This is a genomic window from Haematobacter sp. (assembly GCF_032102465.1).
Classification (GTDB): domain Bacteria; phylum Pseudomonadota; class Alphaproteobacteria; order Rhodobacterales; family Rhodobacteraceae; genus Haematobacter.
This window is the reverse complement of the sequence record NZ_DAMDHB010000043.1, coordinates 13,988-27,998: the sequence shown is the minus strand read 5'-3', so window position 1 is coordinate 27,998 and position 14,011 is coordinate 13,988. Positions and strand designations below refer to the sequence as shown.

General features: G+C 65.1%; 12 protein-coding genes. 4 read left to right on the top strand and 8 right to left on the bottom strand.

What is annotated here, in order from left to right; all coding sequences use genetic code 11:
• Positions 1-121: 121 nt before the first annotated feature.
• Complete coding sequence (locus RT513_RS18270) at positions 122-1,651, bottom strand: D-aminopeptidase (protein WP_290687012.1); 1,530 nt, start codon at positions 1,649-1,651, stop codon at positions 122-124.
• Between the two features lie 156 nt (positions 1,652-1,807).
• Here RT513_RS18270 and speB point away from each other — a divergent pair, with 156 nt between their 5' ends.
• Entirely contained in the window at positions 1,808-2,758 is a 951-nt protein-coding gene (gene speB, locus RT513_RS18265) for an agmatinase (protein ID WP_088215579.1), read from the top strand.
• A 6-nt stretch (positions 2,759-2,764) separates the two neighbouring features.
• Here the strand turns inward: speB and RT513_RS18260 are convergent, their stop codons facing one another.
• From RT513_RS18260 to repA, 5 genes are all read right to left on the bottom strand, one after another.
• On the bottom strand, positions 2,765-3,787 hold the full coding sequence (locus RT513_RS18260) for an NADP-dependent oxidoreductase (RefSeq protein ID WP_290687009.1): 1,023 nt from the start codon (positions 3,785-3,787) through the stop codon (positions 2,765-2,767).
• A gap of 79 nt (positions 3,788-3,866) precedes the next feature.
• Entirely contained in the window at positions 3,867-4,910 is a 1,044-nt protein-coding gene (locus RT513_RS18255) for a tyrosine-type recombinase/integrase (protein WP_290687007.1), read from the bottom strand.
• A gap of 78 nt (positions 4,911-4,988) precedes the next feature.
• On the bottom strand, positions 4,989-6,056 hold the full coding sequence (repC, locus tag RT513_RS18250; protein WP_290687005.1) for a plasmid replication protein RepC: 1,068 nt from the start codon (positions 6,054-6,056) through the stop codon (positions 4,989-4,991).
• A gap of 171 nt (positions 6,057-6,227) precedes the next feature.
• A complete protein-coding gene (gene repB, locus RT513_RS18245; protein WP_290687003.1) occupies positions 6,228-7,160 on the bottom strand; it encodes a plasmid partitioning protein RepB in 933 nt (310 codons plus the stop codon).
• Complete coding sequence (repA, locus tag RT513_RS18240) at positions 7,160-8,347, bottom strand: plasmid partitioning protein RepA (RefSeq protein ID WP_088215584.1); 1,188 nt, start codon at positions 8,345-8,347, stop codon at positions 7,160-7,162. Before repA ends, repB begins: the two co-directional genes overlap by 1 nt.
• A 373-nt stretch (positions 8,348-8,720) precedes the next feature.
• Between repA and RT513_RS18235 the strand changes: the two genes are divergently transcribed.
• Positions 8,721-10,172, top strand: coding sequence for an aldehyde dehydrogenase (locus RT513_RS18235; RefSeq protein ID WP_290687000.1), 1,452 nt, complete (start codon positions 8,721-8,723; stop codon positions 10,170-10,172).
• Between the two features lie 82 nt (positions 10,173-10,254).
• Positions 10,255-10,941, top strand: a complete 687-nt coding sequence (locus RT513_RS18230; RefSeq protein ID WP_290686996.1) for a GntR family transcriptional regulator — start codon at positions 10,255-10,257, stop codon at positions 10,939-10,941.
• A 73-nt stretch (positions 10,942-11,014) separates the two neighbouring features.
• On the opposite strand, the gene RT513_RS18225 is transcribed toward RT513_RS18230, so the two are convergent.
• A complete protein-coding gene (locus RT513_RS18225; protein ID WP_290686994.1) occupies positions 11,015-11,416 on the bottom strand; it encodes a nuclear transport factor 2 family protein in 402 nt (133 codons plus the stop codon).
• A gap of 63 nt (positions 11,417-11,479) precedes the next feature.
• Between RT513_RS18225 and RT513_RS18220 the strand changes: the two genes are divergently transcribed.
• Positions 11,480-12,694, top strand: coding sequence for an amidohydrolase family protein (locus RT513_RS18220; RefSeq protein ID WP_290686992.1), 1,215 nt, complete (start codon positions 11,480-11,482; stop codon positions 12,692-12,694).
• Between the two features lie 3 nt (positions 12,695-12,697).
• Here the strand turns inward: RT513_RS18220 and RT513_RS18215 are convergent, their stop codons facing one another.
• Positions 12,698-13,930 (bottom strand): MFS transporter, encoded by a 1,233-nt coding sequence (locus tag RT513_RS18215; RefSeq protein WP_290686990.1) that lies wholly within the window; start codon positions 13,928-13,930, stop codon positions 12,698-12,700.
• Between the last annotated feature and the right edge of the window lie 81 nt (positions 13,931-14,011).

Genomic DNA, 14,011 nt, shown 5'->3' with positions numbered 1-14,011 from the left:
CGTCTCGGTGAAGCGGTATCTAGGTAATCACAAACAATCCCGCAAGCAGAAAATGACATCCCGATGCACTTTTTCTGAAATTGTCTAATTATTAGGCAAAAGCACGACTTCTGGGCGCAACCTATCCCTGCCGGCGATAGGCGATCCCCCGGGCCAGCCAGCAGCCGAGTTCGGCGCCCGTGATCCGGCCCGCTCCGTCCCTCCGAAGGCGCAGCGTCCAGTCCCCCGGAGCGGGAGCATCCATGGAGCGGCGGGTCGCGACGAGCCAGATATCGGGGGCGAGAGGGCGGGCCAGTTCCATCGGCCCCTGCCCCAGCATCCCGCTGAACCCGACATAGAGGCCCCCCGCCGCGGGCATCAGCACCATCTCGGCCTCCAGCTCATCGGAGCGGAAGTGGCCTTCGGGTATCTCCCTGTCGGCCGGCGGCAGCGGCTCCAATTGCGCGGACAACCTGTCTGCGGACCGCGTCATCAGCATACCCCCCTCCCCTCTCTCCAGCCGGATGCCGGTCGCTTCCAGACCACCGTCGCGGAAGGTCAGGGGTTCCGGCGATGTGGCATAACGCAGACGGGGGGCTGTGCCGCCGTCGATTCTGGCTGACAGCCCCGTCTCCCGGCAGAGCCAATGTCCGTCCCAGATCTCGGAGGGCGGGACCATGGCCGGATCGGGAAGATCCAGCATACGCCGGAACAAGCTCCGCGCTGCCGACTGGGCATCCGCCTGATGGTTGAACATGACCACGACGGAGAGACGTGCTTCCCGCGCATGTATCCTGTAGGCCCGAAACCCCCGCAGCGCCCCGCCGTGGCCGGTTACCGCCAGGCCGCCTTCCTGCCCGCGCGACAGACCGTAGCCGTAGGGCGCGGGGCTGCCGTCCGCGAAACTTGCCGGCGACGAAATGCGTGAATAGAGCGCGCCCGGATCGTCGCGCGTCGCATCGATCCACGCCTCATAGGCCAGCATATCGGTAAGCGAGGCGGAGATCCCGGCATCCCCCTTCCACCAGATACCGTTGTCGGCGGGGAAAAAGCCCGTGTCCAGCGTGCCCTCATACCCGGTGACCCCGTCCGGGGGGTGGCGGGTATCGGGCACCAGCGCCGCCGCTTCCATCCCTGCGGGGCCGAAGATGTGGCGCGTGTAGAGCGTTGCCAGATCCTCCCCCGTCGCGGCCTCCAGCATCTCCGCGAGCAGACGGAAATTGCCGTTCGAATAGGAATAGCGGGAGCCGGGGGCGAAATGGCCGGTCTTCATGCGCGCAAGCAGGGGCAGGGCATCCTCCCGCCGGAAGGTCTGCTCCGCGCGCGCGCCCTGCAGCACCGTCAGCGCCCAGTAGTCCCGCAGACCCGACTGATTGTCGCAAAGCTGCCGCGTGGTGGGAAGCCGGTCGCGGAACCGGGGCAGATATCCGGCCAGGCGGTCGTCAAGCCGTGCGGGATCGCCGATCTCCGCCAGCAGCGCCGCGCAAGTAAACTGCTTCGAGATGGAGCAGATCGGCAGCCGCAGCGCCTCTGTCATCGGGCGGCGGGCGGCAAGGTCGGCGAACCCCCAGCTTCGCGCGGCCACGACCCTGCCCTCCCGCACGATCCCCGCGACGCCCCCAGGCCCCGGATACAGGTTTGGCAGAGCGTCCAGCGCGCCTTCGATGTCCATGATCTTTTCCACTTGCAGGGCCGATTCACGTGTCGGCGGCGGGCCGGCGCGCGGCGCAAGGAAGGCAGCCCCGCCCTGCCCCGTCAAGCGGCGGAATTCCCTTGCAGCGACCGTGCGCCCCTGCACTATCCACGCGACAGAAACAGGAGCTCGCCCATGTCCTCCCACGGCTACGAATCCGGTCGCCTAAACCTGCCCTTCGTCGGCATTCCGACTTTCGCCAAAAGCCGCTACGTGGAGGATTGGGACAGTATCGCGGCCGATGTGGCGATCCTGGGGGCGCCTTTCGACTTCGGCACGCAATGGCGCTCCGGCGCCCGCTTCGGACCGCGGGGCATCCGGGAGGCCTCCACGCTCTTCTCCTTCGGTCACGCGGGTGCCTATGACCATGAGGATGACACGACCTATCTGGAGGGGGTGCGGATCGTCGATCTGGGGGATGCGGATATCGTGCATACCGATACGATGGGCAGCCACGCCGCCATTGAATACGGGGTGCGAAAGATCCTCGCGGCCGGCGCCGTGCCGGTGGTGCTGGGGGGCGACCACTCCGTCAACATTCCCTGCATCAACGCATTCGAGGATCAGGAGCCGATCCACATCGTCCAGATCGACGCGCATCTGGATTTCGTGGACGAACGGCACGGTGTCCGCTTCGGCCATGGCAATCCGATGCGCCGGGCCTCGGAAAAGCCGTGGGTGACGGGGATGAGCCAGCTTGGCATCCGCAACGTCTCCTCCACAGCCAAGGAAGGGTATGACTATGCCCGCGCACAGGGGTCTGACATCCTCTCCGTCCGCCAGTTCCGCAAGCTGGGGGTGGAGCGCGTGCTGGACAGGATCCCGGCCGGTGCGCGCTATTACCTGACGCTGGACATCGACGGGTTCGACCCCTCGATCGCGCCGGGCACGGGGACGCCCAGCCACGGCGGGTTTCTCTATTATGAGGTGCTGGAGCTGATCGCTGGGCTGTGCGAGCGCGGCCGGATCGTCGGCGTGGACCTCGTGGAAGTCGCCCCCGATTATGACCGGACGGGGACGACGGCGATCCTTGCCGCGCAGATCCTGCTCAACACCATCGGGCGGATGTTCGCGGCGAAATCCTGACGTCCGTCAGGAAATCTTCACCACAAGCTTGCCGAAGTTCCGCCCCTCCAACAGCCCGATGAACGCCTCCGGAACGACGGCAAGCCCGCCTTCCACAATATCTTCGCGGTAGCGGATGCGCCCCTCCCGGATCCACCCGGCCATATCGCGGTAGAAGGCGGGGCGCTGGTCCACGAACTCCCGCTGGATGAAGCCGCGGATCAGCAGGCTTTTGGAGAGCACCTGCCGCATCAAGCCGGGGAGCCGGTCCGGCCCTTCCGGCACGCCGACGGCATTGTATTGCGCGATGAGACCGCAGACGGGGATCCGCGCAAAGGTGTTCAGCAGCGGAAACACTCCGTCCCAGACCTTGCCGCCGACATTCTCGAAATAGACATCGACGCCGTTGGGGCAGGCTTCGGCAAGACGCGCGGCGAAGTCGGGCGCGCGGTGGTCAATGGCCGCGTCGAAACCCAGTTCTTCCCGCACGAAGGCGCATTTGTCAGCCCCGCCCGCGATGCCTACAGCCCGCGCGCCCTTGATCCGCGCAATCTGCCCGACGACGGAGCCCACCGCCCCGCTCGCCGCCGCAACCACGACCGTCTCCCCCGGTTTGGGCTGGCCGATGGTGAGCAACCCCGAATAGGCCGTGAACCCCGGCATTCCCAGCACGCCAAGCGATGTCGTCACCGGGGCTTCCTCGGGATCGAGCTTCCGCAGATCTGCGCCATCCGAAAGCGCGTATTCCTGCCAGCCGGAATGGGAGAGCACCACATCGCCCTCCCGGTAATCCGGATTGCGCGAAACGACGACCTCCGCCACGGTGCCGCCTTCCATCACGGCGCCCACCTCCACCGGTGCCGCGTAGGAACGCGCCGCGCTCATCCGGCCGCGCATATAGGGGTCGAGTGACAGGTAGCGAACGCGGAGCAGAACCTCCCCTTCCCGCGGGAGAGGTATTGGCGTCTCCTCCATTCGAAAATTGGAGGGGGTGGGACTCCCATCGGGCCGCGAGGCAAGGACGAGACTGTGGTTGAGGGTATCTGACATGGGGCTCCTCCGTTTCGGGCCAGTTGTGCCATGGGAAGGCACGACTGAAAACCGTTACCTGAATGTAATGTAATAACGTCTAATCACCCAGCAGATTGGTTGCGGGATTTTCCGCGATATCGACGTCGGCATAATACTTCTGTGCTTGCGCAGCCGATCGGTGAAGAGAAAGTTGCATCGCCGCCTGCAAGGGCGCGCCGTCCAGTGCAGCCTGCGTGAGAAAGCCGGAGCGCAAGCCGTGCGGTGAGGCGAACCCCTCCGGCAACCCGGCCTCGCGGATCAGACGGCGCAGCACCGCTGCCACGCCCTCCGGTGTCAGCCGGCGTTTGAGCACCCGGTCTGACTTGCTGATCGGCCGAAAGACCGGACCGGTTTGTATTCCCGCAGCGTCCAGCCACGCGACGAGACTGCGAGCGCCCCTGCCCTTCAGAACGAGTTTCGGGGTAGCGCCTTTCCGCGTGGTCTTGGTGCCCGGCAGCCGTATCCAGACATGTCCGTTCCGGTCGAACTCTCGCAAGTCCAGATCCTCCACGTTCAGCGACACGACCTCGGACCTCCGCCGTCCACCGGATGCCCAGGCGAGCAACAGGATTGCCCGGTCGCGCAGCCCCCGCATGTCCGGCCCTGTAGCCGCCACCAGTTGCAGCAATGTTTCGCGGGTCACCGGGTTCGCCGATTTGGGCGACGGCGGCCGATCAGCAGCGCGCCGGGCCTTCTGTCGCGCCTGGCGGATCAGCGGAAGCTCGAAGGGAGAAGTCAGGTTCTGGATGCGATGGAAGGCGCGCCAGCTTGCAATGCGACGGTCCAGCGTCGCAGCCGCCGGGCAGGCAAGCTGGCGGCGAAGCCCATCGGCGATCAAACGCTCCGCTGCCTGACGTGCTGGATCATGCGCGGCGGCTTCTTCCAGATCGCGCGCGTGATCAAGGAGGAAAGCCAGGGCGACGTCCTCTCGTTCCGGCCAGATCGGCGCTGTGCCGAAACGAAGCATGCGCCAAGCGGAGATATATGCCAGGTCCCGTTCCCAGGCGCGGAGTGTGTTTTCGGGCGTTCCACGCCGGTAAAGCTCGGCAAGGTCGCTGCTGAGCCCGGTGGCGAGCGCTAGGGTGGTAGAGTTATCGACCATGCCGAATGTTCCTCATAAGGAGCAGGATTTGCAAGCAGGTTGAGTTGACAGCTGTCAACATCACCGCGTTGACAGCTGTCAACCTGCCGCAACCGCCCTTCGTGGCAGTCCTCGGACCATCTTTTCCAGCGAGAACGCACCATTCACGGCCTTTTTGGCCAGAACCCGAAGGTATGCGGACGGATGACGGATGGATTTCAGTCTTTGTAGAATGCAAGCAACCGTCGCGGCCGCGCACTCCGGGGTCATGGTTTCGAGCGCTTTCTGCCAGGAGCCGGCGTCGATGCCTATCATCGGGCGCACCTGCTCTGCAGCCTGGATGAAGTCTCGCCAGCTTTTCACGGGATAAAAACTTGCGAATTCCGTGCAGGACTCCATCACTTCAGCTAACTCCGGTGTGACGGGCACCCGCGTAGTTTTTTCTATCGTTATTGTGTTGTTTTCCTGTATGTGCCGCTCATTCTGATCGTCATTGCCGCTCGTTTCTTCCAGTTCGGCTGGCGCGAAAAACTGGTTTAACAGCTCGGCAATTTGCTCAAGTTCTAGGTGTGAAAGCTTACGCCGAAGGGCTTTCTTCATCTCCGTCAATGCAAGACTGTCGGACTGCCCAAGTTGAATCGCGTCCCGAAGCCTGAGGACGACACTCTCTCGCAGTTGTTGATGCTGGTCATGGGCGCGGCGGCATTCATCCGCCATGCACCGAATTTCAACAGCTCGCCGAGCGAGCGGTGCAAGGTCAAAACCGAACGCACGGGCAGGTCGCGATTCGCTGGCGCGGGTTGCGTAGCGCTTGCCATTGGGGCTGTCGTGACGAAGAATCATGCCCGCTGCGACCAAGGCCGCGATATGGCGACGTAGCGTGCTCTCCGGCATCCCGTGCGCGCGGTGCGAGAGCGTCGCGTTGGAGGGAAAGACGATGCAGCCGTCGGGCGAGATGACGTCGCCTGGAAGAAACGAGATAAGTGCGTGCAGGACCGACAGATCGCGATCGGAAAGTGAAAACGCCTTTCGTGCGACTGTGAGATCGCGCAAAGGCTCCCATTTCGGAACCGCTGTCGCTTCGGCCGAGCCTCGCGCCAGAGCGCGCGCCGCCATCAGGTCAGCCGTAACCGGCCGCCCGAAAGGCGTTATGGAAATATGCTTCATATCATGTCACGAGGACGCGAAATATCGGCCGCCGCAGAAAGACGGGAGTTGACAGCTGTCAACGAAAGCCGCTACGTTCGAAGTGCTAGATCGACGGAACGGCCCTTCGGGATGTCATGTCCTGAGGGGCTTTTCTTTGTCCTGCTTCGTGCTCCCTTGTTGTTGCCCTGATCATTCCTCGCCGCTGGCAAGCCAGCTGCGGTGAATTTCGTCGATATTCTCAACCAGCCATTCCGCGAATTTCGCATGCTGGCTGTTGTCTATTGTAAGCATGGTCGCACGGCTGTTGCGTGAAACCGCGCCCAACCGTTCGCCGCCGTTGCCGGTCAGCGGGGCCTTGTCTGGCGCAGGGGAGGGCGCCCGCTGCGTCAGACCGGCCAGAACTGCCTCGAATCTCGCATCCGAGGTAGCGCCGTCTGCAAGCGGGATTACATCCTCAATACGTCGGCCCTTGAGCCTGGAGGCGAGGGTCGTCCAGCGATCCCGCCCGATCCCCGGTGCCGTCCCGATGGCGCGCATCAGGGGCAGGGGCACTGAATCCGCAACGGAAAGCATACGTGAAATCAATGTCTTATCGATCTGAAGCGCGTCGCAGATGATCTTCCGGTCAAAGCCTTCGTCGCGCATCGCGCGGGCAAAGTTCACTTTCTCGATGAAGCTCAGATCCTTGCGGGCGGTGTTCTCCTGCCCCTGCGCGATCACCAGCTCGCGATCATTCAGGTTGCGGATCATCGCCTTGACGGGTTGCCCAAGCAATTTCAGTGCCGAGACGCGGCGCCGGCCATAAACCACCTCATACCGACCCTCATAATTGGGGGAGTGGCGGAGAAGGACGGGCACCTGCTGGCCGTAATCGCGAATACTTTCGGCCAGCGCCGCGATACCTTCAGGGTCGTCATCCAGCCGGTCGCGAATTCCGGCATTGTCGATCATGTCAGGAGGCACGTCGATCACCGAGCGGCTGCGCAGATCGGCGATCGACTGGCTGACCGCGCCAATGGCACCGCGACCGGGCCGGGGAATCGGCTGACTGGTCGAAACGCTGGCAGGGGAGGGGGGGTCTCCCGCGTCCATAAGCCCTTTGAGAAGGTCTTTCCGTGCCATCACGCGCCTCCCTTCCGGCCCCAGGCCTGCTGGATCAGGGCCTCGATCTCGCCGTTCACCGCATTCAGGCTTTCCATGGCACGCTCATAGGTGGCACGGACGAATTGGGTTCGTTCGATTTCGTAGAGCGTCTGCTTGGTGATTCCCGCGTCAGAAATCGCCGTGGACTTCAGCACCGGATGGTTGAGCACATGTTCCCCGAACATGGAGCGCATGAAGCTCACCATCTGGTTCTGCGGCCCATCGCCCGGTTCATAGCGGGTCACGACATAACGCAGCCAGTCATAAGACATGTTGCCGCCCGCTTCGGACACCACCCCGAGCAGGTTGGACGTCATCAGCAAAAACTGACACATCGACATCACATCCAGCATCTGCGGATGGACGGTCACCAATACCGCGGTGGCAGCAGACAGCGCCGACATCGTCAGAAAGCCCAGTTGCGGCGGGCAGTCGATCACCACCACATCATAATTCGCCTCCACCTCCGCCAGCTTGTCGCCGACGCGGGTGAAGAAGAACTGCCCCGTGCGCGAGGCGAGCATCCGAGGGGTGTCATGCTCGAACTCCATGAGATCGAGATTCCCCGGAATGATGTCGAGATTGGGGAAATAGGTCGGCTGGATCACATCCGCCAGCGGCACCGGCACATCGTAACGGATCGCGTCGTAAAGCGTGCCGCCGTCGATCAGGTCGAATTCCGGCTGAAACCCGTGCAGCGCGCTGAGGCTCGCCTGCGGATCCAGATCGACCGCCAGGACCCGGTAGCCGTCCAGCGCGAGCTTCTGCGCGAGATGCGCGGCAGTCGTCGTCTTGCCGGAGCCCCCCTTGAAATTGATGACGGCGATCACCTGAAGATGGTCGTTTTCCCGCCGCCCGGGCAGATAGGTTCCGGGAGATTTCGCCCCCTTTTCAAGGGTTTCGCGCAGAGCTTGCACATCTGCGAGGGAGTAGTAACGCCGCCCGCCCGCCCGCGTCTCCGGGCTCGGGCCGCGTCCCTCGAGATGCAGTTTCCGCAGATAGGCATCCTTAACGCCCAGAAGCTCGGCCACCTCACCGGAGGTGAACTTCCGCAACTCCTTGCGGGCGTCGGGAGGGAAAAGCTGGGCACGATGCGCCTGAAGCCGCTCCGAAAGACGCGCGGCGTGTTCTCCCACGAGAACGTCAATGCGTTCCTGTTTTGTCATCTACTGCCTCGCGCCAGATCGTTAGTTACGCTTCTGGTCGTTTTATTCTGTTGTTGGCGTAAATAACTGCCTGAAACGCGGGATTCGAACAAGGCCTTTCAGCGGCTTTCCGCACCGGATCCGTCGTCTTTCGCCACAGCTCTGGCGAAAATATCGCCTGATTGTGGAATTACCGGCAGTTTTATCCGTCTTTGTCGGCTCTGCCACGGGATTCGCGGCGCTGGATGCCGGCTCGCGCGGGGGTGGTCGAAGAATCAGGTGCGACAAACATCCGCGGCACCATCGGACGGTGCTGCGGCGTTTCATCTCTGTCGAGCGGCCGCCAATAGCGCGTAGTATCGCTGACCATAAGCAGACGGCCCGGAGGATGGAAATGACGATGGTGAAGATGAAGATCGGTGGCGCGGAGCAGGCATCGGGCGGCGGCAGGACCTATCAGCGTCTGAACCCGGTGACCGGCGCCGTGGCGAGCGAGGCACCGGCCGCCACGGTCGAGGATGCGGTCGCGGCGGTGGATGCCGCTGCCGCAGCATTCCCCGGATGGGCGGCGCTTGGCCCCAACGCCCGGCGCGCCGCGCTTCTCAAGGCTGCGGATGCTTTGGCGGCGAAGGGCGACCGCTTCGTGGCGGCGATGGCCGCCGAGATCGGCGCGACCGAGCCTTGGGCGCGGTTCAACGTCTCGCTCGCGGCCTCCATGCTGCGTGAGGCCGCCGCGCTTACCACGCAGGTGGCAGGCGAGGTGATCCCGTCCGACAAACCGGGCTGTCTGTCGATGTCGATCCGGGAACCCGCCGGCGTGGTGCTGGGCATCGCGCCATGGAATGCGCCGGTCATCCTCGGCACGCGGGCGCTGGCCACTCCGCTGGCCTGCGGCAATGCGGTGGTGTTCAAGGCCTCCGAGATCTGCCCGCTGACCCACGCCCTCATCGTCGAGGCGCTGGAGGAGGGGGGTCTGCCCAAGGGTCTGGTCAGTCTCGTCACGAATGCGCCCGAGGATGCGGCCGATATCGTCGGCGTGCTTATCGACCATCCCGCGGTGCGGCGGATCAACTTCACCGGCTCGACCAAGGTTGGCCGGATCATCGCGGAGCGCGCGGCACGAAACCTGAAACCCGTGCTTCTGGAGCTGGGAGGCAAGGCGCCGCTCCTCGTCCTCAAGGATGCCGATGTGGATGAAGCCGTGAAGGCCGCGATTTTCGGCGCCTTCTTCAACCAGGGCCAGATCTGCATGTCCACCGAACGCATCATCCTCGCCCCCGAGATCGCGGAGGGTTTCGCGGCGAAGTTCATCGCGCGCGCAAAGGCTCTGACGGCGGGCAATCCGGTGGACGGAAGGGCGCCGCTTGGCGCGGTGGTCGATCTGCGGACGGTGGAGAAGGTCGCTGCGCTGATCGAGGATGCGCGTGAAAAGGGGGCGGAAGTGCATTCGGCCGGTGCGCCCGAAGGCGTGCTCATGCCCGCGCAGGTGGTGGACCGCGTCACCCCCGACATGCGCATCGCCTATGAGGAAAGCTTCGGCCCGGTCGTGGCGCTGTTCCGCGCGGCGGACGAGGCGGATGCGATCCGTATTGCCAACGATACCGAATATGGACTGTCTGCCGCGGTCTTCACACGCGATACGGCCCGCGGGCTGGACGTCGCGCGCCAGATCCGCTCCGGCATATGCCATATCAACGGGCCGACCGTGCATGATGAGGCGCAGATGCCCTTCGGCGGGGTGAAGGCGTCGGGGTATGGCCGCTTCGGCGGCCAGGCGGGGATCGCCGAATTCACCGATCTGCGCTGGATCACCATGGAAACACGGCCCGGCCAGTATCCCCTGTAAGCCAGTATCCCCTGTAGGCCACCTCACCGCTTGCGCTCGCGCGCCGGATCGGCAGGATGCGCGCGAGACGCAGGAGAGATGCATGGCCCAGTTGAAGGGTGACAGGACCGAAGCCATCTGCCGTGCCATCCGCCGGGCCATCATCGAAGGCGCGCTGATGCCCGGTGACCGGCTGCCGGAAGACGGTGTGGGCGACTCCTTCGGGGTGAGCCGCACGCTTGCCCGCCATGCGCTTGGCCAGCTGGCGGCGGAGGGGCTGGTCGATCTCCGCCGCAACCGGATCGCCACGGTCGCAGCCCCCACACCGGAAGAGGCGCGCGATATCTTCGACATTCGCATCGCGCTTGAACGGCAGGTGGTGGGCCATCTGGCCGGCGTGCTGACGGAGAAGCAGGCCGCCGAACTCCGGGCGCTCGTGGAAGCGGAGGACAACGCGCGTCATGGGCCGGACGGCCCCGCGATCCGGCTGGCGACGGAGTTCCACGTCCGTCTTGCCGAAATGACGGAGAAGGCGATCCTCATCCGCTATGTCACGGAAATCTGCTACCGGGCGGGGCTGTCGCTCTCCACCCTCGCGCGGCCGCATTCATCGGATTGCGCGGTGAGCGAGCATCTCGACCTGATCGAAACCATCCGCACCGGCCCGCGGGAGGCGGCGATGGCGCTCATGGACAGGCATCTGGAGGCGGTCGCCTCGCGCGCGCTGTTGTCGAGCAAGGGGGTCAGGACGCGGGAGCTTGCCGATATACTCGCGCCATACCTGAACTGACATGGGTTGGGGTTCCGCGCCGGACTGTCAGGGCGCAAAACTGCCAGGGCGCAAATGGCGGCGTCTCCGCAGGCTACCGGCGGGAGAGGGAAGGATCCAGCAGCCATTCGGCGCTGTCGTTCCAGACGTCGGTCTCCAATATCAACCCGTCCTCCACCACGAAACGATCCACGAAGCGGTTGTGGTCGAAGGGCGTCCCGTCCAGCCAGGCGCCGTGGAGATGGCCGGTGCAGTAAACCACCGTGCGCGCGCCGTCCGGCATCGCGTCGTAGCGGTCGATCCGCTTCTTCACCCAGGCATAGCGGGCCGCATTGACGCGCGTCGGCCCGTCGGGCGCCGTGAATTCGCGGTTGCCAGTGAAGCGGCACAGGAACTCCGGCGCGACATGAGCCGCGGCGGCCACCGGATCCGGGCGCATCGAAGCCTCAAGGTAGGCCCTGACCGCCGCCACGTCCCGCTCTGTCCTGTCGCTCATTGCTAACCTCGGCCTAAAGTGCATACACATTCAGGATACTGAACCGCCAGCAGGAGACAAGCCGTGACGTTCGACCTCATCCTGCGAAACCTCCGGCCCTATGCCAGCGCGCAGGCAACGGATATCGGCATTCGCGACGGCCGGATCGCGGAAGTGGGGGCATTGGCGGGGCAGGGGGAGGATTTCGGCGGTCGGATCGCCGTGCCCGGACTGGTGGAGAGCCACATCCATCTCGACAAGGCGGGCCTGATCTGCCGCTGCGGGCAGGGCGCCGGGAGCCTTGCCGAAGCCGTCGCCGCCGTCTCCCGTCTGAAGCGGGACTTCAGTGAGGCCGATGTCCATGCCCGGGGTGCGCGGGTGGTGGAGGCGGCGATCCGGCAGGGCACCATGCACATGCGCGCCCATGTGGAGGTGGACCCCCGCGTGGGCCTGCGGAGTTTCGCGGCGATGAAACGCCTGCGGGCGGATTATGCCTTTGCGCTCGACCTCACGCTCTGCCCGTTTCCGCAGGAGGGGCTGACCAATGATCCGGGTGCGGAGGCGCTGCTCCGCCAAGCGCTTGCGGAAGGGGCCGACCTGATCGGCGGCTGCCCCTATACCGACACCGATCCGGAGGAGCAGATCCGCCGCATCTTCGCCATGGCGGTCGAGCATGACGTGGATATCGACTTCCATCTGGACTTCGACCTCGATCCCGGCTGGACGCATATGGATGCGGTCTGCGAGGCGACGGCCCGTGCGGGCTGGCAGGGCCGGGTCACCATCGGTCACGCGACGAAACTTGCCGCGATGGGGAAGGGGGCCTTTGCGCGGTATGCGGACCTGCTCCTGTCGGCGGGGGTGGGGGTGACGGCGCTGCCGTCCACCGACCTCTATCTGAACGGGCGATCGGAGGGGTTCCGCGCGGCGCGCGGTGTGGCGCCGGTGCATCTGCTTGCCGCGCGGGGGGGCAATGCTTCCGTCGCCACCAACAACGTGATGAACCCTTTCACCCCCTATGGCGATGCGTCGCTGCTCCGCATGGCCAACCTCTATGCCAATGTGATGCAGCTCGGGCCGGAGGCGTTTCCGCTTTGCATGGCCCTCATCACGGAGGGAGCGGCACGGCTGATGCGGCTGGAGGGTTACGGGCTCGCGGTGGGTGACCGGGCGGATATCGTCGTGCTGGATGCCACCGATCCGGTCGAGGCGTTCGGGGGGATCGCCCAGCCCCTCGCCGGGTTCAAGCGCGGGCGGCCGAGTTTCCTCCGCCCGCCCGCCCGGATCCTGCACCCCTGAGGGTCAGGAAAGCTGTTCGCCCTTCCGCTCCGGGATCAGGAAGAACATCGCCACGATGTCGAGGACATAGAGCGCGGCCAGCAGGGCGATGGCGGTCTCGAACCCGTGCGTCACCGCGATCGCGCCCACCACGACCGGGCCGAAGCCACCCACCGCGCGGCCGACGTTGAACAGCACGTTCTGCGCCGTGGCCCGGGCCGCCGTCGGGTAAAGCTCGCTCATCAGCGCGCCGTAGCCGCCGAGCATCCCGTTGACGAAGAAGCCCATGACCGCGCCGCCGATCAGCAGCGCCGTCGGATCCGTCAGGCGGGAATAGGCCAGCACCATCACCGCAGCCCCCAGCATATAGCCGAAGAACGCGGGCCGCCGCCCGACCCGGTCCGCGATATGGCCGAAGCAGAAGATACCTGCCGCCATCCCGAGGATCGTCACCGCCGTCCACAGCGCGGATTGCGTGAGCGCGAAGCCGAACCGGGTGGAGAGGTAGTTCGGCAGCCAGATCATCACGCCGTAGTAGCCGAAGTTCTGCACCGAGCAGAGGATCACCATGCCGAGGCTGATCTTCCGCGTCTCCCTGTCGGCGACGAGCAGGCCGAGGGGGGAACGGGCGGGCCGCTGGCGCGACTTCTCCACGAACACCTCCGGCTCATGCAGCGTGCGGCGGATCACCCATGCCGCCAGCGCCGGAAACAGGCCGATCACGAACATGCCCCGCCAGCCGATCACCGGCAGCAGGAGCGGTGTGATGAGCGCGGCCGCGAGCACGCCCGCCTGCCAGCCCAACCCGACATAGGAGGAGGCGCGCGCGCGTTTCGATGCGGGCCAGGCTTCCGCGACCAGCGCCATGCCGATGCCGAACTCTCCGCCCAGCCCGAGCCCCGCGATGGTGCGGTAGATCAGCAGGTCCCAGTAGCCCTGCGCCAAGGCGCTCAGCCCGGTGAACACGGCAAAGACCACGATGGTCCAGGTCAGCACCCGGACGCGGCCCAGCCGGTCGGAGAGCATCCCGAACAGGATGCCGCCCACCACCGCGCCCACCAGCGTCGCGGTGACGAGGGATGCCGCCTGCGCCGGGCTGAGGCCCAGATCCTGCGAGATGGGTTTCAGCATGAAGCCGAGGATCAGCAGGTCGAACCCGTCCATCGCATAGCCGATGGCCGATCCCCAGAGCGCCTTGCGCGCCTTCGCATCCACCGGGCGGTCGTCCCACGCCGCCCCGGTCCGTTCCTCGACCATCGCCTTGCTCCCGGATTTTGCAGTCGGCCTGCTCTATGCGACGTCCGGTCGCAGGGCAATCCGTTGCGCCGCCCATAAGCC

What these genes read in the sequence shown, in the direction of transcription:
- RT513_RS18270 (WP_290687012.1), bottom strand. Translation starts at nt 1,651, where the DNA reads ATGGACATCGAAGGCGCGCTGGACGCTCTGCCAAACCTGTATCCGGGG.
- speB (WP_088215579.1), top strand. Translation starts at nt 1,808, where the DNA reads ATGTCCTCCCACGGCTACGAATCCGGTCGCCTAAACCTGCCCTTCGTC.
- RT513_RS18260 (WP_290687009.1), bottom strand. Translation starts at nt 3,787, where the DNA reads ATGTCAGATACCCTCAACCACAGTCTCGTCCTTGCCTCGCGGCCCGAT.
- RT513_RS18255 (WP_290687007.1), bottom strand. Translation starts at nt 4,910, where the DNA reads ATGGTCGATAACTCTACCACCCTAGCGCTCGCCACCGGGCTCAGCAGC.
- repC (WP_290687005.1), bottom strand. Translation starts at nt 6,056, where the DNA reads ATGAAGCATATTTCCATAACGCCTTTCGGGCGGCCGGTTACGGCTGAC.
- repB (WP_290687003.1), bottom strand. Translation starts at nt 7,160, where the DNA reads ATGGCACGGAAAGACCTTCTCAAAGGGCTTATGGACGCGGGAGACCCC.
- repA (WP_088215584.1), bottom strand. Translation starts at nt 8,347, where the DNA reads ATGACAAAACAGGAACGCATTGACGTTCTCGTGGGAGAACACGCCGCG.
- RT513_RS18235 (WP_290687000.1), top strand. Translation starts at nt 8,721, where the DNA reads ATGACGATGGTGAAGATGAAGATCGGTGGCGCGGAGCAGGCATCGGGC.
- RT513_RS18230 (WP_290686996.1), top strand. Translation starts at nt 10,255, where the DNA reads ATGGCCCAGTTGAAGGGTGACAGGACCGAAGCCATCTGCCGTGCCATC.
- RT513_RS18225 (WP_290686994.1), bottom strand. Translation starts at nt 11,416, where the DNA reads ATGAGCGACAGGACAGAGCGGGACGTGGCGGCGGTCAGGGCCTACCTT.
- RT513_RS18215 (WP_290686990.1), bottom strand. Translation starts at nt 13,930, where the DNA reads ATGGTCGAGGAACGGACCGGGGCGGCGTGGGACGACCGCCCGGTGGAT.